Annotated in this window: 15 protein-coding genes; 9 read left to right on the top strand and 6 right to left on the bottom strand. The window is 39.4% G+C overall.

Features of this window, described 5'->3' with window-relative positions; translation table 11 throughout:
- Positions 1-39: 39 nt before the first annotated feature.
- The 6 genes from AAEZ02_RS11575 (at position 40) to AAEZ02_RS11550 (ending at position 5,647) form a co-directional block, all read left to right on the top strand.
- Positions 40-1,173, top strand: coding sequence for a patatin-like phospholipase family protein (locus AAEZ02_RS11575; RefSeq protein WP_124013949.1), 1,134 nt, complete (start codon positions 40-42; stop codon positions 1,171-1,173).
- 790 nt (positions 1,174-1,963) lie between these two features.
- Positions 1,964-2,851 (top strand): glucose-1-phosphate thymidylyltransferase RfbA, encoded by an 888-nt coding sequence (gene rfbA, locus AAEZ02_RS11570; protein ID WP_124013950.1) that lies wholly within the window; start codon positions 1,964-1,966, stop codon positions 2,849-2,851.
- Positions 2,838-3,407 carry a dTDP-4-dehydrorhamnose 3,5-epimerase gene (gene rfbC, locus AAEZ02_RS11565; RefSeq protein ID WP_124013951.1) on the top strand — a complete coding sequence of 190 codons (570 nt, stop codon included), beginning with the start codon at positions 2,838-2,840 and terminating at the stop codon, positions 3,405-3,407. Before rfbA ends, rfbC begins: the two co-directional genes overlap by 14 nt.
- A complete protein-coding gene (gene rfbB, locus AAEZ02_RS11560) occupies positions 3,404-4,435 on the top strand; it encodes a dTDP-glucose 4,6-dehydratase (RefSeq protein ID WP_351123157.1) in 1,032 nt (343 codons plus the stop codon). Before rfbC ends, rfbB begins: the two co-directional genes overlap by 4 nt.
- Positions 4,432-5,355, top strand: coding sequence for a dTDP-4-dehydrorhamnose reductase (rfbD, locus tag AAEZ02_RS11555; RefSeq protein ID WP_351123154.1), 924 nt, complete (start codon positions 4,432-4,434; stop codon positions 5,353-5,355). The genes rfbB and rfbD overlap by 4 nt, the downstream gene beginning before the upstream one ends.
- Before the next feature lie 124 nt (positions 5,356-5,479).
- On the top strand, positions 5,480-5,647 hold the full coding sequence (locus AAEZ02_RS11550; RefSeq protein ID WP_101034621.1) for a small highly charged protein: 168 nt from the start codon (positions 5,480-5,482) through the stop codon (positions 5,645-5,647).
- A 309-nt stretch (positions 5,648-5,956) separates the two neighbouring features.
- Here the strand turns inward: AAEZ02_RS11550 and AAEZ02_RS11545 are convergent, their stop codons facing one another.
- Positions 5,957-7,354, bottom strand: coding sequence for a magnesium transporter (locus AAEZ02_RS11545; protein ID WP_101030163.1), 1,398 nt, complete (start codon positions 7,352-7,354; stop codon positions 5,957-5,959).
- Between the two features lie 151 nt (positions 7,355-7,505).
- Here AAEZ02_RS11545 and AAEZ02_RS11540 point away from each other — a divergent pair, with 151 nt between their 5' ends.
- On the top strand, positions 7,506-7,991 hold the full coding sequence (locus AAEZ02_RS11540) for a glutathione peroxidase (RefSeq protein ID WP_101030162.1): 486 nt from the start codon (positions 7,506-7,508) through the stop codon (positions 7,989-7,991).
- 2,827 nt (positions 7,992-10,818) lie between these two features.
- Here the strand turns inward: AAEZ02_RS11540 and AAEZ02_RS11535 are convergent.
- The 5 genes from AAEZ02_RS11535 to AAEZ02_RS11515 form a co-directional block, all read right to left on the bottom strand.
- Complete coding sequence (locus tag AAEZ02_RS11535; RefSeq protein WP_351123149.1) at positions 10,819-12,600, bottom strand: M1 family metallopeptidase; 1,782 nt, start codon at positions 12,598-12,600, stop codon at positions 10,819-10,821.
- Between the two features lie 404 nt (positions 12,601-13,004).
- Positions 13,005-13,976 carry a PstS family phosphate ABC transporter substrate-binding protein gene (locus tag AAEZ02_RS11530; protein ID WP_351076393.1) on the bottom strand — a complete coding sequence of 324 codons (972 nt, stop codon included), beginning with the start codon at positions 13,974-13,976 and terminating at the stop codon, positions 13,005-13,007.
- A gap of 697 nt (positions 13,977-14,673) precedes the next feature.
- Positions 14,674-15,969, bottom strand: coding sequence for a phosphate regulon sensor histidine kinase PhoR (gene phoR, locus AAEZ02_RS11525; protein WP_351123146.1), 1,296 nt, complete (start codon positions 15,967-15,969; stop codon positions 14,674-14,676).
- A gap of 176 nt (positions 15,970-16,145) precedes the next feature.
- Entirely contained in the window at positions 16,146-16,835 is a 690-nt protein-coding gene (gene phoB / locus AAEZ02_RS11520; RefSeq protein ID WP_335689258.1) for a phosphate regulon transcriptional regulator PhoB, read from the bottom strand.
- Positions 16,836-17,276: 441 nt separating this feature from the next.
- Positions 17,277-18,221, bottom strand: coding sequence for a porin (locus tag AAEZ02_RS11515; RefSeq protein WP_351123143.1), 945 nt, complete (start codon positions 18,219-18,221; stop codon positions 17,277-17,279).
- A gap of 316 nt (positions 18,222-18,537) precedes the next feature.
- Between AAEZ02_RS11515 and rdgC the strand changes: the two genes are divergently transcribed.
- Positions 18,538-19,449 carry a recombination-associated protein RdgC gene (gene rdgC, locus AAEZ02_RS11510; RefSeq protein ID WP_351123140.1) on the top strand — a complete coding sequence of 304 codons (912 nt, stop codon included), beginning with the start codon at positions 18,538-18,540 and terminating at the stop codon, positions 19,447-19,449.
- Positions 19,450-19,467: 18 nt separating this feature from the next.
- Positions 19,468-20,025: a glutathione S-transferase family protein gene (locus AAEZ02_RS11505; RefSeq protein WP_124014114.1), complete on the top strand. Its 558-nt coding sequence runs from the start codon at positions 19,468-19,470 to the stop codon at positions 20,023-20,025.
- Positions 20,026-20,175: the final 150 nt, after the last annotated feature.

Below are 20,175 nucleotides of genomic sequence, written 5' to 3'. Positions count from 1 at the left end.
TACTAAAAATAAGTACATTTAAAACATTAAGGATAGATATTGTCAGTATCAACAGCATTAGTTTTAGGTGGCGGTGGGGCAAGAGCTGCGTATCAAATAGGCGTATTGAAAGCGCTAGTGCAGTTTTACCCACGCAACCATAATGTCCCATTTGATATCATTTGCGGGACATCGGCAGGAGCCATTAACGCAACATCTCTGGCAACCCACGCATCTTGCTTCCATTTGGGCATAAAAAAACTGGATTGGGTGTGGCGTCATTTTGAAACCCATAAAGTCTATCGGGCTTCCATCCCCCAAGTGTTAAGACATTTGGGCCGAATGGCAATCAAAGGCTTACAAGACGACAAGGTGAGTACGGACGCAGCAAGCCTACTTGATAATCAACCATTACGTGAATTATTGGATAAACTTATCGATTTTAAAAGAATCGACCGCAACATCAGTAACGATGCACTCAAGGCAATAAGTGTCGACGCCTCGAGTTATAACAATTCACGATCATATAGTTTTTATCAGGGCAATAAACACATTGAAAATTGGCAAAGTGCTAAACGAAGTGGTATTCGCAGCTTATTAAATACTGAGCATTTACTCGCAAGCTCTGCTATCCCAATGGTCTTTCCATCAATTAAACTTAATCAGGCTTATTATTGCGATGGGTCAGTCCATCAACTCTCTCCCTTATCAAGTCCGGTCCACCTTGGTGCCAATAAAATATTTGTTATTAATTTAGAAAGTCCACACAAAAATGTCCCTATCGAGTTTGAATATCATCCTAAAACAGCAACAATAGGAGGACATTTATTAGACACGATTTTTTCGGATACATTAAACAGTGATTTAGAAAGGTTACAGAGAGAAAATCAAACATTGTCATTCATGTCGAAAGAAGGACGTGACTCATTAAATCTTCGCCATATAGAGACATTGGTCATAAAGCCCAGTCAAGATCTCAGCCGAATTGCGGATCGATTTTATGATGACATGCCATTTGCAATCAAAATCTTATTGAAGTTTTTTGGCATTAATCGACAGTCAGATTCAAGTATCGTCTCATATCTATTGTTCGAAAAAAGCTATACCACAACCTTGATTGATTTGGGTTATCAAGATGCAATGGATAGAATAGATGAGATAAAACAATTTTTTGATATCCCGACTAAAGTTTAACCATTAAAGCGCAAAATATATGCGTTAGCTATATTTTAACGCCAGGATCGGTTGATGATAAAAGCACGAGTACACTCTGGTCACCTATTATCAAGTAATCCTTATGATACTGGTTTAACTTGAGTCAAATAGCCATTTAAAAATAATCTCTTAAAACGATTTGTTAAAAACAATCGTTTAAAAATAATCGTTTAAAAAAAATAACTTAAAAACAATCATTTAAAATAGTATCACCTACTCTAGAAAATCCTTTTGTAGTTTTTTATCATTGAGTGTAGACACATAACACCAAAACTGCTGAGGATAATATGCACGACAATTTTGTATCTAAAGGGGGCTTAGATGAAAATTTATGCTTAGTACTCGGATGGGTAATCTTAGGCTGCAGCCAACCGACTAAACAATCTCACGATTGATATAGCAACAAGCTGCAAAGCAACCTTGCAATGGCAGGTGTTTATCGTGGCATGTTCCCTTGCCCAAACTCGAACTTACATGCACCATCCACACCATAGGTTTAGACAGCGATCCTCATCCCTATCGAGGTAAAGGCACCTTCAAATAGGATCAAACGAGTAATATTATCATTTAGATCGCGACCATATTTATCGAGTCTATTCAGATCCCTTATCTTTATTAGATGTTAAATTTCAGCGAATTAAAGGCCCTGATGCAGAGCGATATAGCCTTGATATAATTGAAGGCTTAGGTAAATAACACCCATAACAAATCTGCTTAATTGATTTTAGCTGTGCTAAAATTCACTTATGAATCACTTAAAGAAAGATTGATGAGAAAAGGTATTTTATTAGCTGGAGGTTTAGGCACTCGACTATTTCCTATCACCCAAGTTGTCTGTAAACAGTTATTACCCGTTTACGATAAACCTATGGTTTATTATCCGCTATGCACATTGATGCAGGCTGGTATTACAGAGATTTTGCTTATTTGCACGCCTACCGATCTGCCTCTTTTTAAATCACTGCTGCACAATGGCCATCAATGGGGTATTAACATTGAATTTGCAACACAAGCAAAGCCTAAAGGACTCGCACAAGCACTCATTATTGCTGAACATTTTCTAAATGGTAGTCCTTGTGCAATGATTTTAGGGGATAATTTATTTTATGGCCATCAATTACAGCACACTCTACAATCAACGAATAAAATATCATCTGCCACCGTCTTTGGTTATCACGTTGCTAATCCACAAGCTTATGGGGTTATTGAGTTTGATAAACATAATCAAGTACTTTCTATTACAGAAAAGCCCGCTAAACCCAAATCAAATTTTGCCATGCCAGGGCTGTATTTTTTCGACAACAAGGCAAGCTATTACGCTAAGCAAGTCTTCCCCTCTGAAAGAGGAGAACTCGAAATAGTGGATGTGATAAATCAATATCTTGATAATAATAATCTTCAAGTCAATATCTTAGGCCGAGGAACCGCTTGGCTAGACACTGGTACACCCGATGCCATGGCAGAAGCGACACAATACATAGCTGCAATAGAAAAACGCCAAGGTTTAAAAGTGTCCTGCCCTGAGGAAATAGCCTATTCGATGGGATTAATTGATCAATTACAACTCAAAAAACTGGCTAAGCCACTGTTAAAAAGTGGTTATGGTGAATACTTACTGTCTCTATTAAATAAGAATTTTCCAGATGAAATGGATTAACACTCAACTCAAAGACGTGATGATTTTTAGCCCACGTAAGTTCATTGATGAGCGTGGATTCTTTATGGAAACGTTACGCCAAAACACCTTTAGTGACGCGTTTACTCAAAACAACTTAGATGTTCCTCAACTAGTCCAAGAAAATCAATCGCGTTCTATTAACAATGTCTTACGTGGACTTCACTTCCAGCAACACTTCCCTCAAGGTAAATTAATCCGGGTAGCAAGAGGAAGCATCTTTGACGTTGCTGTCGACATTCGTCAAGGGTCTACAACGTATGGTCAGTGGATAGGCCAAGAAATCTCAGACGAAAATGGCTATCAAATGTGGATCCCTGCGGGATTTGCTCATGGCTTTTACGTATTGTCTGACATCGCTGATGTTATTTATAAATGTTCACAATATTATCGACCAGATGATGATCAAACCATCGCATGGAATGATCCCGTGCTCAATATTCAATGGCCATTAAAACAACACCTTGCTCCTCTCGTCTCAGACAAAGATAACCCGATGCTAAACCCTAAGGTTATCTCATTTGGCCTAAAACAATGACACACAGAAACGAACAAGCACTCGCAATACTGATTACTGGTGGTTGTGGATTTATTGGATCGGCACTAATCAGATTTATCATTAATTTTACCCATCACAGTGTCATTAATATCGATAAGCTGACATATGCAGCGGATCCCTGCAGCCTTAAAATGCTAAACCAAAGTCGACGATACCATTTTATCGAAGGCGATATCTGTGATGCTCAATTATTAACCCAAGTATTTAATCGGTTTCAACCCGACGCCGTCATGCATTTAGCGGCAGAGACTCATGTTGATCGATCCATTTCAGGTCCTGCAGAATTTATTCAGACTAATATAGTCGGTACTTATCAACTTTTAGAAGCCAGCAGACAATTTTATAATGGTTTATTGAGCGCTAAGGCTGCACGATTTCGCTTCCATCATATTTCGACTGATGAGGTATTTGGTGACTTACCCGGCACAGGCTTTTTCAATGAGCAAAGTGCTTATGCACCCAGCTCACCTTACTCAGCAAGTAAAGCATCAAGCGATCATCTAGTCAAAGCCTGGTATCGAACCTATGGTTTACCCATTTTAATCAGTTATTGTTCTAATAATTATGGCCCATACCAACATCCAGAAAAACTGATCCCATTGACCATTACCCGCGCTATAGCGGGTGAGCAAATTCCTATCTATGGTAATGGTCTACAAATTCGAGACTGGCTTTATGTCGATGATCATGTTGAAGCTTTACTGACAATATTAACCTTAGGCAACGTGGGTGAAACCTATACGGTAGGCGGCAATAATGAGCAAACTAATATTGAGGTAGTGAGGTCGATTTGCGCACACCTTAGCCAATTACTCCCGGATCATCGCCTTGCTAGTGGCAATGGCTTTACCTCACTCATTGAGCATATTGAAGATAGACCCGGACATGATCATCGCTATGCCATTGATGCCAGTAAATTGGCCACAACATTGAATTGGACACCTAAACATACCTTCTTTAATGGCTTATACCGCACTGTCCAATGGTATTTGGCTCACGTTCAATGAAAATATTAACCTTTGGTCAAACAGGTCAACTAGCCCGAGCCTTAAAACGTACTCAGCCTAATACGCTGGAACTGATCCAGCTCAGCCACCAACAAGTTGATATTACTCAGCCACAACGTATTGACGAAGCATTGGCTTATTATCGACCCAATATCATCATTAACTGCGCAGCCTATACCAACGTCGAAAAAGCCGAAATTAACCCTGAGTCCGCGATAAAAACCAATGCATTAGCCGTTGAGTATATCGCTAAAGCGGCTAGTGCTTATGGGATTAAACTGATCCAATTGTCAACAGATTATGTATTCGATGGCGGCTCATCGACACCTTATTTGGTGACACAAAAACCAGCGGCTATTAATACTTATGGGCAATCAAAATTACTCGCAGAAGCAACACTACTGAGCTACCAATCTGATCTATTTTGCATTGTACGTACCTCTTGGCTTTACCATCATACTGGCAATAATTTTCTGACCACTATGCTGAAGTTAATGTCACAGACGCATAATCAGGCAGCCATAGGCTCAAGTAAAGAAAACCCGATTAATATTGTTAATGACCAAACCGGCAGCCCGACAATGGTTGATGATCTTGCGCGTTTTTTGTGGAAACTGTGTTTACAAAAACAATGGTCAGCTATTTACCATTGGAGTGATGCTGGCATATGCACTTGGTATGAGTTTGCACAAGCGATAAAAACACAAGCGATAGGGTTAGGCTTATTACGTCAACCGATTTATTTACAGCCTATAACATCAGAACAATATGCTTCAATCGTCAATAGGCCAGTATTTAGTGCGCTAGATAGCGGTTTATCACACACCATTGCCACACAAAACCCCTGGCAACAACAATTATCCCTATGCCTAAATGAACTCAAACACAGCAAAGAATGTTTATTTGTCGCCAAAAATTGAATTGTCATTTCTACGTGCAATAATTTTTACCATCAAGGATTAAATATTTCGCTTTAGCTTATTATTAACTTTAGGTAAAAAAGGGGTTGTACCAAAAAAGGTACAGTTATCTGGAATGTTAAAAATGTCACACTCATTTGAATTTGATGAAGACGATGCGCCATGGGGCGATAACATCGAGGGAAAGGGAAAACCAAAATCGAAAAAAGTAAAACAACGCCGCCGAGATACCAAGCGAGGCTACTTTGACGATAATCCAGAAATGGAGTTAGCGCCTCCTAAGTGGAAATAATTTAACCGCATTGTCTCATCGAGTTTAAAAAGCAAGTTACCTGTAACTTGCTTTTTTATTATCAAAAAATGACCTTGAGAGACTCAAGAGCATTTAAATGACCTCAACTTGGAATAAGATATAGGCTAAACCGATAGCAATAAGTCTCTTTCAAGTCAGGCTATATTAAAAGTGTCATTTGTTTTACCCGCAAGGCGAATTGAAGCTAAATAACAGCATACGTGATAATCGTCGAGGCGCTGGACAACGTTAACCAAAGGCTAGCCCAATGTTGACTCAGTGCATTTTGATGTAAGCAATACCGCACCTTTACAGATACAATATGGTGGCCAATCCCAAGAAGGTAAAAAAACCTACCACGTCGGTGACAGTGGTGAGAATGACCGATCCTGATAATGCCGCATCTTGATTAAAACGTTGTAAGATCATTGGCACCATAACACCCGCAATAGCCGCAACCGCCATATTAATTAAGATGGCACAACCAATTACAATGCCCATTATCGTATCGTTAAACCACCACCCGGCAACAATACCAATGACAATCGACCACAACATGCCGTTAAGTGCACCGATCCCGAGTTCGTTTTTCATCAACGACATCACGTTACCGGCAGAAATCTGCCCCATTGCCATACCGCGGATCATCAGTGTTAACGATTGGCTACCTGCAATACCGCCCATTGAAGCCACAATAGGCATCAATACCGCTAATGCCACCACTTGCGACAACACATTTTCAAATAATCCAATGGTCGCAGAAGCTAAAAAAGCAGTGAGTAAGTTAATCCCTAACCACACTGCACGACGTTTTGCTCCCACCATAATTGGAGCAAACAAATCGTCGTGTTCATCCATACCTGCGGTTGCCATTAATTGTGCTTCGTAATGCTCACGCACTAGGGCTGTAGCCGTTCTCAGTGTCATTCGGCCAATCAATATACCGTCATCATCGACAACCGGTAATTCAAGCTCACGACTATGCTCAATGGCTTCGGCCGCTTCGATCAAAGATGAGTCGGCAGAGATAACCCGGCTGTCTTCCCATATTAATACCTGTAATTGGGTATCAAGATCGGTCGTTTTAAAAACATCATAACGACGCACTGTCCCTAGATATTTATCGTTATTATCCACCAAAAAAAGGTGGTCATTACAATCTAAATCAATTCGACGAAAAAAACGTTGCCCTTGCGCGACCGTAGACGTAAGACTTAACGCCAACATTTGGTGATCAGCATAACGACCGATTTCATTATCAGAATATTGATCATACAGTTCGAAGTGCTTGCGCTGACGTTCCCCCATCTGTGCTAATGCACGATCGGTAATATTGTCTGGTAACGTATCACTCCACTCGATAAGATCTTCGGGACTTAATTGCGAAAAGAGTAGGTCTAACTCCTCGTCTGGCATTTTTTTCACTATGCCTAAACGAGGATCTGCACGCATTAAGTTTAAAACGTCAACACGCTCTTCTACATCAACTTGCTGCCAACGATCATAACGCTCATCCAGCGGTAACGATTCTAAAAGTAAAGCAATTGTACCTGGTTCAGCTTCAGTCAAAATCTCACTGAACATTTCGGCCTGCTCATCACCCTCGGCTTCCGTTAATAAATGTACCACGTGACTGACATCAGCTTGTGGCTGCGAATTGGAGTCGATTTCATCTTCAGAGTTAAGTTCGTTCTTCAATTCATTCATAAGCCCGTCCTTAATCCTTGATAGTAAATTATGCGCAAACTATATTGAAATTAGTATTTATAAGCAAATAGATAAATTAAGTTGTGCGCAACTAAATTGCCAGCCAACCATATTTATATTATAGTTTACTTTTCATATAAAGGAGCTTCACATGACCGCTGCAATTTACCCTATTATCGTAAAAGACATTCAAGGCAAAGACGTTGTTATGGAGCACTTTAAAGATAAAGTTATGCTCATTGTTAACACGGCAAGTAAATGCGGATTTACACCGCAATACAAAGGTCTTGAAGCCTTATATCAACAATATAAAGATCGTGGTTTAGTTATTTTGGGGTTTCCTTGTAATCAATTCGGTAAGCAAGAGCAAGGTAATGAAGACGAGATCAGCCAATTTTGTGAACTCAACTTTGGGGTTACGTTTCCGCTATTCAGTAAAATTGATGTTAATGGTGCTAATAGTCACCCCTTGTACCAACACCTTAAAAAGTCTGCCAAAGGCCTTTTGGCTAGTGAGTCTATCAAATGGAACTTCACTAAGTTCTTAGTCGATAAACAAGGAAATGTTATTGAACGTTATTCGCCAACCACTAAGCCAGAAGACCTTAACGCTATTATTGAAAAGCTGCTAAGTTAGCCGAGGCTTTTACCTGTAATCGAATACCGTTAATCCATAATGTATGCGAGTTTGCTTTGGGCGATTGATGTCATGTTAATCGCCTTACTTTACTTCTTGGGGCATAGGCGGACGCTCCATGACCATGTTAAGTCAATAACATTTCCATTTAACGATATGCTCAAATTAAATACGCTCAAACCACAAAAAACACATTACAAAACACATCAAAACACATCAAAACTTAAGTTTATGATAAATATGCAATATAAAATAAACATCATTATTTGGCTAAAAAAATACATTTATATTGAACTTTTAAACCACCACGTACTCAAACTTAGTAACAGTGATATTCACTTTTGTTCATCATCTCCCTGGGACTTCTAGCGCGGTCCCCTTGATCGCTAAGTCGATCGATAGGCAATTATTTGATTGCCTTTTTTTATGTCTATAGATTTGATCGCATATTTACCATTTATTGAACTTTCTAGAGGCGTTGTGCCACTATTTGTGTCTTACTTATAATAACTTACCTCAACAGGGGCTCATAACCCGTTATCAAACAGCGCTTTTCCCCGCGGTCGAAGTTGTATCGACTTGCAATAGATCTTGTTAACAAAAGACATGGAAAGTTTAATATTACAGACTTGAAATAGACCCTTTTTTAACAAGTTATCCGATCGCCTTTCAGAATTGAGATTAAGTAGGACTTGTTAAGTGTCATCACGACACACTAACAATCGATAACTAAGTAGAAAACATACTGTACATCTCGATTAACACCCGTGTATATCGAACCACTTTCGACCATCAAAGATGAACAAATCCTCGCAATTAATGACGTTTAAATTTAGTACATCATTTAATGAACTTTTCCAAATAGCCCTAGTCATAGTATATGTAGCAAGTAAGAACACGAACTCACCAAACGTCTTCCTCCAACGGTTTAGTGTGTATTCAAAGCTCTTATTTACTTGCCACTACAGTTTATGTTTATTGTTCATCATCATCCCTATTTGGGGAGTGTTAACACGCTAGCGCACCGTTATTCACAACCCACAAAGAACGACTTAGGCAACCACATTGGTTGCCCTTTTTTTAGGCTCATTTTGTGAATTCTCTTTACGTATTGGTATAAACCAAGCCAAAAGTCATCATCGACGGCTACCATAACCAACCGCAGGCCCCATTTGCACTCGGGAAAAACCAACAGGTTGAATGTAGACATTATGATCTTAGTATAACGATTAACAACGTATTGTTATTAATAATTATTTAATAAGATTAATGCGTATTCCATAAGACTCGTGATTATTTTTAGCTCAATATATTTTAGCTTGATAAAATTTATTCAAAAAAATCATTTTATGGGTGAACTTTCCTGATAACGCCCAGTCTGATTAATTGTATGAGTAAGTATGTAAGGAATAAAATGCAGTTTGAAGTAAGTGCAGCGTCATGAGTTAATCTTCTCCCCCGAAAGTTAATTGAGTAAACTGCTTAGTGATTTATCTTACTTACCTCAAGCTTCAGTTAGGATTGAGTTACTGCTACACCGTTTTATGTTTTATGTTTATTGTTCATCATCATCCCTATTTGGGGAGTATTAACACGCTAGCGCACCGTTAATCACAACCCACAAAGAACGACTTAGGCAACCACATTGGTTGCCCTTTTTTTAGGTTAATTTTGTGAGTTCTCTTTACGTATTGGTATAAACCAAGCCAAAAGTCATCATCGACTGCTACCATAACCAACCTCAGGCCCCATTTGCACTCGGGAAAAACCAACAGGTTGAATGTAGACATTATGATCTTGGTATAACGATTAACAACGTATTTTTATTAATAATTATTTAATAAGATTAATGCGTATTCCGTAAGACTCGTGATTATTTTTAGCTCAATAAATTTTGCCCGATAAAATTTATTAAAAAAAATCTCTCTTTCGGTGAACTTTCCTGATGAAGCCCAGTCTGATTAATTGTACGGAATAAGATTTAGTTTGAAGTAAGTGCAGCGTCATGAGTTAATCTTCTCCCCCGAAAGTTAATTGAGTAAACTGCTTAGTGATTTATCTTACTTACCTCAAGCTTCAGTTAGGATTGAGTTACTGCTACACCGTTTTATGTTTATTGTTCATCATCATCATCCCTATTTGGGGAGTGTTAACACGCTAGCGCACCGTTAATCACAACCCGCAAAGAACGACTTAGGCAACCACATTGGTTGCCCTTTTTTTAGGTTCATTTTGTGAATTCTCTTTACGTATTGACATCATCCCTTCCGCCCCAATTATCATCGTTCTCTACCATAACCAACAGCTAACGCCGCTGGTACTCAGTAAAAACCAACCATTGGGGCATAAAAAAATTATGTTCCTGATGCAGTATTAACAAGTCATTGTTATTAATAGTTATTTAATAAGATTAATGCGTATCCCGTAAGACTCGTGATTATTTTTAGCTCAATAAATTTTGCCCGATAAAATTTATTAAAAAAAATCTCTCTTTCGGTGAACTTTCTTGATGAAGCCCAGTCTGATTAATTGTACGGAATAAGATTTAGTTTGAAGTAAGTGCAGCGTCATGAGTTAATCTTCTCCCCCGAAAGTTAATTGAGTAAACTGCTTAGTGATTTATCTTACTTACCTCAAGCTTCATTTAAGATTGAGTTACTGCTACACCGTTTTATGTTTATTGTTCATCATCATCCCCATTGGGAAGCATTAACACGCTAGCGCACCGTTAATGGCAACCCGTAAAGAGTTATTTTGGCAGCCAATATGGCTGCCATTTTTTTTCATTTTTTGATGTTAAATTGTTAATACTAAAGCAGTTAACTTGCTAAAGGTTAAGTAAATTGTCTAGCTGCACTTGCAATGAAGGATGATAACCAGGGCGAGCTTTAACATAAATATTGACTAATTCTTGCTGGTAACCGGCTATTTGTAATTCAACAAATAATGGCCTAACAAACTTTCCTCGGCCGATCCGGCATAAGTAGTCTTTTAGCGCAGGCAACACGGGATCAAAATGATTACGAATGGCGACTCGATACCAATCACATGCTATTTCGGCATTGTGGCTGTCTGTTAATATAAAGGTGTCGTCTAAATCTAATAACGTGGCTTGATTAACGAATAACGGTAATTGGCTGAGAAAATACTGCCAGTGGTGAACTCGCCATTCATCTACCGACAACTCACTAGCGGGTGTTCCTTTGACAATAGCCTCAACAGCCAAATCGACTTTATCCAAACTACTTGATATTGGGGCAATAAACCATTGGGGTAATCCTTGGCCATACACCCACTCATTGATCTCTGCTAAGGTCAACTTATCGTGATGTTCTACCAGCAATGTTTGCTTTGCATAATCAATAAAAGTTTCGGTGGTGATAGCACTAAAAGAAAAATGTTCCACATATTGGAACAAAAACCGATCAAATGCAGCCCGACCTAAGCGGCGTTCAAGTTCATGAACAAACATCGACGCTTTATCGTAGGTAAACCGATTAAATGCCAGATTAGGATCACGGTCTTGTACATTGGCAGGTAAGGTTTGGCAGGACAAGGGAGTCGATTGTATTTCCTCCTGCAAACGACCGTACTCGATAACCCATTCAAGTTCTGCCTGCTCTTTACCATACACGGCTTCAACAATACGATTGGTAAAGTAAGTGGTAAATCCCTCATTAAGCCATAAGTCTCGCCAAGTCGCATTACTGACTAAATTACCGGTCCATGAATGAGCTAATTCATGAGCAACTGTTGAAACTAAACTCTTATCACCTGCAATTAACGTCGGGGTCATAAATGCTAACATGGGATTTTCCATGCCACCAAAAGGAAAGCTTGGTGGCAATACAATCATGTCAAAGCGACCCCAAGCATAGGGCCCTAATATGGACTCTGCCATTTGGATCATTGACTCGGTATCTTCAAATTCTTTGGTCGCAGCAGCAAGCATATCGGGTTCAGTATAAATACCACTACGAGGTCCAGTGGCTTGAAAACTTAACTCTCCAACGGCAATAGCTAATAAATGGGTTGGGATCGGTTTGTTCATGCAAAATTCAAACACACCATTATCCGGCAAATCAGGGATGTTTTCGGCACTCATTACCGCACGTAAACCATGCGGGGCGGTGATTGTCGCATTAAAGGTGATTCGGGCTTTAGGGGTGTCTTGTAAAGGTATCCAGCTACGAGCATTAATGGGTTGCGATTGGCTAAATAGATACGGTAATTGTTTGCCTAAGGTTTGCTCAGGCGTAAGCCATTGGAGTCCTTGAGCAGTTGTAGAGGTATGATAATGAATAACCACTTCATCTAAATGACCACCCACATCTATGACTAGTTTTTGACCTAATATGGCATTCACATCACTCACTTGATACGGCAACTGATTAGCGTGACTGTCAGTGATACCTTCTATGATCAAATCTCGACAATCCAACACTAATGAAAGTGCAGACATTTTTCGAGTAAATTGCAGCTTAGCAATTCCGCTGAGTTGTTGTAAGTCAAAATCAACCACAAGATTGAGCTCAAGATGATAGACGCATAAAGCATCAGTGTTGGCACTTGAATGATAATCGTGTTCTACATTCCATTTTGCAGTCACAAACAATCCTTACTTGTTAGAAAGCAACCTAAACGTTCTAGGATAATAACATTGGTATCATCATAAATATGCTGTCACTCGCCGTGGTAGGTCTTTTACAGCCAAGCTGGTAAATATCACTTTTGAATAAAAAACTCATCTTTTTTGATATTCAAGGGAACTAACTCAAAAATGATGAGTCATATTATATGAACCGGATTTGAAATACTTTTTATTTGTACCAAGTATCTTATTTTTGTTCATCATCATTCTCCTATTCGATAGTTGTAAAAATCTATCAACAGTATTGCCCTTAGCAATAGCAGCAACCTCTTAGTTAGGTTGCTTTTTTTTATGTTTTTTTAACGTTAAAAAACAAAAAAGGCCTCCAAGAGGCCTTTTTAAGTTTACTGAAAGTGAGTTAATTAAAGCTTAACACCCACTTTACCTAAATCTTTAGCAATAACTGAGATGGGTAATGGAACATAGCCATCTTTTTCAACAATTTGTTGACCCTGCTTAGACAATACGAAACGTAAGAATTCACGGTCCATTGGAGCTAAGTCTCTGTTCGGGTGCTTGTTTACATAAACGTATAAGTAACGTGAAAGTGGGTAAGAACCGTCTGCAGCATTAGCATCAGTTGCTTCGATAAACTTATCACCATTCTTAGAGATTGCAACAGCCTTGACGCCAGCCGTTTTGTAACCGATACCTGAATAACCAATCCCATTCAGTGACTGAGAAACAGACTGAACCACAGAAGCAGAACCAGGTTGCTCATTTACGTTTGGACGGAAATCACCTTTACATAACGCTTTTTCTTTAAAGTAGCCGTATGTACCAGACACTGAGTTACGACCGTAAAGCTGAACGTCTTTCACAGTCCAATTACCATCTAAGCCAGCATCTCCCCAGTTATTAATTTCTTTGGAGCCACACTTATGGGTAGCAGAAAAAATACCGTCAATTTGTTCAATACTTAGACCCGTGATAGGGTTATCTTTGTGTACAAATACGGCTAACGCATCGATAGCAACACGGATCTTAGTCGGCTTATAACCAAAATGCTTTTCAAATGATTCAACTTCATTAGGCTTCATTTCACGGCTCATTGGACCAAACTGAGAAGTACCTTCAGTTAATGCTGGAGGCGCAGTTGAAGATCCAGCAGCTTGAATTTGAATGTTAACGCTAGGATAAATATGTTTAAACTCTTCAGCCCATAATGTCATCATGTTTGCTAATGTATCAGAACCGACAGAAGACAAGTTACCAGAAACACCACTTGTTTTTTCATATGCAGGTAAATTTGGATCAAGAGCAGCCACAGATGCTGCAGAGAATACGCCAGCGGCTGTAAGTGTGATGGCGCCGACAAGTTTTTTCAGTTTCATTATAATGCTCCAGAATTAAGCGTACTAAGTTTTTAAAACGTAGTCAGTATCGACCCCATTGATGACAAGTCTATGACTTTGACGTGACAGTTGTGTGACAATGGTAGTAAAACTGTCTTATTTCGAAAGTTTACAATCAATATCATTTATATCAATACCTTAAAAAAACAAACTATCACAACACCGCGCGATATAATGAAAGTAAAACACAGATCAGAGTGCAAAACAGGTCATTCTTAGTTAAGAAAAACCTAAAACGACAGCATTGTGACATTCATAATCGCATAAATTTTATACTAGTCGTAATAATATGAGTGATCCCATCCGAGTAAGGTAGTGATCAATTCAAACCATCACACTCTAATTAACAGGCTTTATTGTTAACCTCAACGTTGGATAAGAGATGGGATACATAGTTAAAAACGGATTGATTTCAAGTCTGCAATATCAAATTTGCTATGTGTTTTTTGCTAACAAGGCGTATTGACGGGTCAATAGCGGGTCTATTGTAAGTTGATACAACGCAGGTAGCGGAACAAAGGGCTGTTTGATAACCGTTTATTACCCAGAATAGAGGATATTTACCAAACTAAGTGGTTCTGAATGGATTGGGTTGGCACAACACGTTTGAGTTGACCATCATCAGTCAAAAAAAAACAGCAAAAATGCTGTTTATTTATATCCAAACGACCAGATGCTATTGCCGTACTAACAAATGCGAAGGAATGATAAAGCTGAAAATACTGCCTTTGCCGTACTCACTCGTCACGTTAAGTTCACTGTAATGATGATTTAAAGCATGCTTTGCAATGGCCAACCCCAAACCACTGCCGCCAGTTTTACTCGAACGGGCATTATCGACCCGATAAAAGCGTTCAGTTAATCGGTTGATATACTGTGGAGCAATGCCCACACCAGTATCTTTGACTGAAAACAGTGCTCCTGTGGCCACACTGCGCCACGTCACCGAAATGGTCCCCCCCGGAACGGTATAATGAATCGCATTAGAAATTAAATTTGAACAAGCACTGCGCAATTGCAGTTCATTACCACGAGTATTTAAGCCTGGCTCACAATTAAACACTAAAGTATATTCAGTTCCAGCCAGTGCATAGGCCTCTTCTTTGAGGATATCCATCATCAATGCCATATTGACCGTTTGCGATAAATCGATATCCACGGCATCTTCAATACGCGACAGCGCCAACAACTGCTCAACCATCGACTGCATCCGAGTCGTTTGTTGTTGCATCATTGATAGTGGTTTGTGATTAGGTGAATCAGGTGCTTCCATGGTTTGCATAATTTCTAAATAACCCTGCAATACCGTTAGCGGGGTTTTAAGCTCATGGGAAACGTTGGCGACAAAATCTTTGCGCATACCTTCTAATTGGTGAATACGAGTGATATCACGAGCAATTAATAACAATTGTCGGTCACCGTAACCTATTACTCGAATTTCAAGTAAACGCTTATCTGAGACAGGAGATGGGATTTCTAATGGTTCGTTGTATTGTGCTTTCTTTAAATAAGTAGAAAAATTAGGATGACGAATGAGGTTATCGATCCTAAGACCACTATCTTGAGGCCAAACAAATCCTAAAATTAACTGCGCCAGTTTGTTGCACCATAAAATATTGTGCTCGGCATCAAGAACCACCGCCGCATCAGGTAAGGCCTCCGCGCCTTGACGAAAACGAGCTAATAAAGTGGCTAATTGGCCCACTCGACGACGATTTTTCCCCTGCAGACGATATATTCCATTAAACACCCCCTCCCAACTTCCACGCCCTTGTGGAGGCGTGAGCTTTTTATCCTTCCATAACCAAAAGTTTAAACGAGTAATTTGGCGATAATGCCACACAAGTAATGCAATCGTTCCTAATAACATAACGATAACAACTTGATCGAATAAGGCTCCAATGAGCATAAATAAAACAAGCAGTAAAGCAAACCGAAAAAATAAACGATATCCAGAGTACGAGATAAACATAGGCTACCTAAATGCGAACGTACCGCCACCAACTCAATTCAGTGCCGTTACTGATTATTAGGGCTAACGAAGAACCACAAGATAGCCTAAATAGACTCTTATGGCTAGACAGCAAAAAAAGCGTTTTTAAAAAGTTCTACTTATCATGTCAGAACCCTTCGAGACGCCAATACAAATTACATTCTGGTTGAAAATCGGTAGCCTGCACCACGAACAGTCTGGATCAATTTATCATGCCCAGCCTCTTCTACGGCTTTTCGTAAACGTCTAATATGCACATCAACAGTCCGATCTTCAACATACACATTGGTGCCCCAAACATTATCGAGTAACTGCTCTCGACTATAGACACGCTCTGGATGGGTCATAAAAAAATGCAACAAGCGAAATTCTGTTGGCCCCATGTCGAGCACAGTATCGCCGACTGTCACTCGATGACTAACAGGGTCAAGTTGTAATCCTTGCACATCAATGATTTCTTCTAAGCGAGTTGGAGCGCTTCTGCGCAAAACGGCTTTAATTCTTGCAACAAGTTCTTTAGGCGAAAAGGGCTTAGTTATATAGTCATCAGCCCCCACTTCAAGGCCTTTAACTTTATCTTCCTCTTCACCACGGGCTGTCAGCATAATAATCGGTATCTGACGCGTAAACTCATCTTGCTTTAAGCGTTTAGCTAATTGGATGCCACTTCCTCCAGGGAACATCCAATCCAATAAAATTAAATCTGGATATGGCTCTTTAAGTAACTCAATCGCTGAATCAAAATCTTCAGCTGCAACTGTCGTAAAACCATGTTGATCCATCACAAATGTCAGCATCTCACGGATTGCTGATTCATCTTCTACTATTAAAATCCTAGCTGTCATATTGGGTTTCTACGTTAATTTGCCACAAAGCCATTATTGGACACTTTTGTTACAGATTTATGATCTAACGGCTAATTCTGGCATTAAATACGCCTTTTTGTCACAAAAACTTCATTGCTGTTAATATGATGCAATTTCAACTCAAGATAATAATCGATTATCAAACAGCCTTTTGGCCCGCTAACAGTGTTGCATTCACTTGCAATAGGCCGGCTCTTCGCGTGTAAATAAGCCTTGCTAGCAGACAAATAACAGCTGTGATATGAAAGGCTCATATAGGCTAATTACTTTCATTTATCCCGTTTATTAATCCAAAGTTGAACTTATCAAGCAGCCCATTGTTAACGATTTATCCTGTTTCTTATCCCAGGTGTAAGTTATGTAACAAAAAAGGGCCTAAGCCCTTTTAAATTACTATCTAAATCAACATGCTCATTCAGATTAAAATTTATGTTCTAAACCAATACCAATATAAGTATCATCTTGATCATTTGAATCAAATGAGTTTGCAGTGTAAAAAGCAAATAACTTGGTTGGCTTACCTAACTTGTAGTCTGCACCGACTGACCATGAATCACCTTTGTTTTCCATGTCTTGGTATTGGGCTTTTAAGGTAACATCATTGATACCATAAGCCGTGCTTAATAAGAAACCATCATCTTTGATGCCACTGTCTAGCTTTTCTTGTTGCTGGTACATACCACCAATAACAAGACCTGCAACTTTACCTTGTACCGTGGCACGAGCAGTGTCATAACCTTTTACTTTTGAATCATAGGCAATCGATGCATATATTGGTGTGCTTTTTAGGCCTGCATCACCATACATAACAGCCATACTCACGCCATCTTCACCAGTGGTATTGTCACCAACAACTTGATCCAAATCACCTGATGCTACATAAGTCACACCCGCTTGGAAGTCACCCAACATTGGCGTGTAGTATGTTGCCGTCTGTGCCATGCGATTTTCACCTTTGAACATGGTCTTTATATCGCCTGCAAGGTCATTAAACTGATCTATTTTACCTTGTGAAATTTTAAGAATAGTATCGTTCCGACCAACAGATACCGCACCAAAATCACCTTTTAAACCCACAAACTGATTACGTGCTTTAAAGTTTTCTTTGGTATCGTCACCGGTGTCTACTTCATACTCGATAGTGTAGAAGGCTTCTAATGAGTGGCTTAACTCAAACTCACCCGTCACACCAAAGCGTGAAGCATTACTTTGAATAGTCGTTTCTGTTTCATCAGCAACATCATTTGATTGTGCTGTGACATTTAACTTACCGTAAACTTGAAGAGGATCTGCTGCGTACGCACTTGAAGCGACTGAGACTGCTATTGCAGAGGCTAATAGAGTTTTACAAAATACATTCATCATTTCATCCTTTCGACGCTAAATTCGTCATTGTTATTTGGTTGGAACGAGCTGAAGTCTGCCTCGTTAATGTTGCAGAAATATTTCATTGGTCAATTAAATATTAATATTCATCGTAATATCTTCTAAGAAAAAGCCCTAAATATAGCTATAACAGTGGTTTCGGGGTAGTTTAATGAATTGTGACAATTTGATGAATTCTGACTTGAGTGATTGCATTTAGCCTAGCTGACAGCTTTTTTTGGAGGTTTACCGCTTAGCTTCTATCCCGTAGAATTGCACCATTGTATTTTTCTTCTTTAATTAACGAGAGCCTTCTATGTGGTTTAAAAATCTCACCTTGTATCGTTTCAATAAGCCTTTTACAACAGACACTGAAACATTAGAAACGGCCTTAGCTGATTTCACTTTCTCACCTTGTTCAAGCCAAGATATCAGTAAATTTGGTTTTTCAAATGCCCTTGGTAGAAAAGGCCAAGCATTAGTACACAGCGCTGAGAATCGCCATTTAATTTGCGTCACTAAAGAAGAAAAAATTCTTCCAGGCCAAGTGATCAAAGAAGCTTTAGATGAAAAAGTGGCCCAAATTGAAGAGCTAGAAAGCCGCAAAGTCACCAAGAAAGAAAAAGACACCATTAAAGATGAAATCACTACCACGCTTTTACCTCGAGCATTTTCTCGTCGTAGTCAAACTCATGCACTCATCATGCCTGAGCTAGAGATGATTTTAGTCGACAGCTCAAGTGCGACTAAAGCCGAAGAGTTACTCGCATTACTTCGTAAAGCAATAGGCAGCTTACCGATTATCCCACTAAGCTACGCCACTCCAATCGAGTCAACCTTAACTCAATGGTTACAAGCGGGTGCAGCGCCGGCGCCATTTGAAATGCAAGATGAAGCCGAACTTAAGTCAGATTCAGACGAAGGCGGCATTGTGCGCTTTAAGCAACAAGTACTCCAAGAAGACGAAGTACTTGCCCACATTGCAACAGGTAAACAAGTGCATAAATTAGCCTTACATTTTGGTCAGTCGATTGCCTTTTTAATGCAGTCTGATGCCAGCATTAAACGACTTAAGTTTTCTGAAGAATTTAGAGCAGGTAATGATGAAGTCGGTACCGAAGATCCACTGGCTCGTTTAGATGCTGACTTTTCCTTAATGGGCAGCGAATTAGTGGCCTTCATCAATGCGGTTAATCAAGCATTTGGTCCTTTAGAACAGAGTGTTTAACCCCCGTAGGGATGCCCGATGAAACTTTATGGTAGCTTCACGTCTCCTTATGTACGCCATTGCAGAATTGCCTTATTGGAGTCGAGATTAGATTGTCAATTTATTGAAACAGATCAAGTCAGTAGCGCAAAGCTATCGCCAACTAAACGGGTGCCATTTTTACACGATGAAGAGTTATCATTAACTGATTCCAGCGCAATATTGCGCTACATCCGTCAAAAGTCATCAAAAACCTGTCTTGACACTGTGATAGAACTTGATCAATTTTGCATGATAAATACTGCGCTAGACAGTTCAATTAACTTATTTTTTCTGTCTCGTGATGGCGTTGATATTGAGCGTGTTGATTACACCATAAGACAAGCACAACGCATTAAAACATCATTAGCAGAGTTTGAAAAACTTGAGCTACCGTTGCACGGACCGTTTAATGATGTGCAATTGCGATTGGGTTGTTTTTTAAGTTGGGCGGTTTTCCGCCAACGGATTAATATCGAAGATTATCCTAAATTAACACTTTTTTTAGCGGCAATAGAAAAAGAGCCATTTTTTATCGAAACAGCTCCTCCTGCGTAATCGTCACATAAAAATGCCCTGTTCTCAGGGCATTTTATTTATCATAACGGCTCGCATCTCAATACTGAATGAGATATACCCGTGATCATTGAAAATGCTTGATTTTGTCCCAAATGGGATCATCATAGCCCTATGAAACAAATTACACTC

The organism is Shewanella sp. T24-MNA-CIBAN-0130, from assembly GCF_040310185.1.
GTDB lineage: Bacteria > Pseudomonadota > Gammaproteobacteria > Enterobacterales > Shewanellaceae > Shewanella > Shewanella psychromarinicola.
Note: the sequence above shows the minus strand (reverse complement) of the source record. Positions and strands in the feature narration are given on the sequence as shown.

What these genes read in the sequence shown, in the direction of transcription:
- rfbA (WP_124013950.1), top strand. Translation starts at nt 1,964, where the DNA reads ATGAGAAAAGGTATTTTATTAGCTGGAGGTTTAGGCACTCGACTATTT.
- rfbC (WP_124013951.1), top strand. Translation starts at nt 2,838, where the DNA reads ATGAAATGGATTAACACTCAACTCAAAGACGTGATGATTTTTAGCCCA.
- rfbB (WP_351123157.1), top strand. Translation starts at nt 3,404, where the DNA reads ATGACACACAGAAACGAACAAGCACTCGCAATACTGATTACTGGTGGT.
- rfbD (WP_351123154.1), top strand. Translation starts at nt 4,432, where the DNA reads ATGAAAATATTAACCTTTGGTCAAACAGGTCAACTAGCCCGAGCCTTA.
- AAEZ02_RS11550 (WP_101034621.1), top strand. Translation starts at nt 5,480, where the DNA reads ATGTCACACTCATTTGAATTTGATGAAGACGATGCGCCATGGGGCGAT.
- AAEZ02_RS11545 (WP_101030163.1), bottom strand. Translation starts at nt 7,354, where the DNA reads ATGAATGAATTGAAGAACGAACTTAACTCTGAAGATGAAATCGACTCC.
- AAEZ02_RS11540 (WP_101030162.1), top strand. Translation starts at nt 7,506, where the DNA reads ATGACCGCTGCAATTTACCCTATTATCGTAAAAGACATTCAAGGCAAA.
- AAEZ02_RS11530 (WP_351076393.1), bottom strand. Translation starts at nt 13,976, where the DNA reads ATGAAACTGAAAAAACTTGTCGGCGCCATCACACTTACAGCCGCTGGC.
- phoR (WP_351123146.1), bottom strand. Translation starts at nt 15,969, where the DNA reads ATGTTTATCTCGTACTCTGGATATCGTTTATTTTTTCGGTTTGCTTTA.
- phoB (WP_335689258.1), bottom strand. Translation starts at nt 16,835, where the DNA reads ATGACAGCTAGGATTTTAATAGTAGAAGATGAATCAGCAATCCGTGAG.
- AAEZ02_RS11515 (WP_351123143.1), bottom strand. Translation starts at nt 18,221, where the DNA reads ATGATGAATGTATTTTGTAAAACTCTATTAGCCTCTGCAATAGCAGTC.
- rdgC (WP_351123140.1), top strand. Translation starts at nt 18,538, where the DNA reads ATGTGGTTTAAAAATCTCACCTTGTATCGTTTCAATAAGCCTTTTACA.
- AAEZ02_RS11505 (WP_124014114.1), top strand. Translation starts at nt 19,468, where the DNA reads ATGAAACTTTATGGTAGCTTCACGTCTCCTTATGTACGCCATTGCAGA.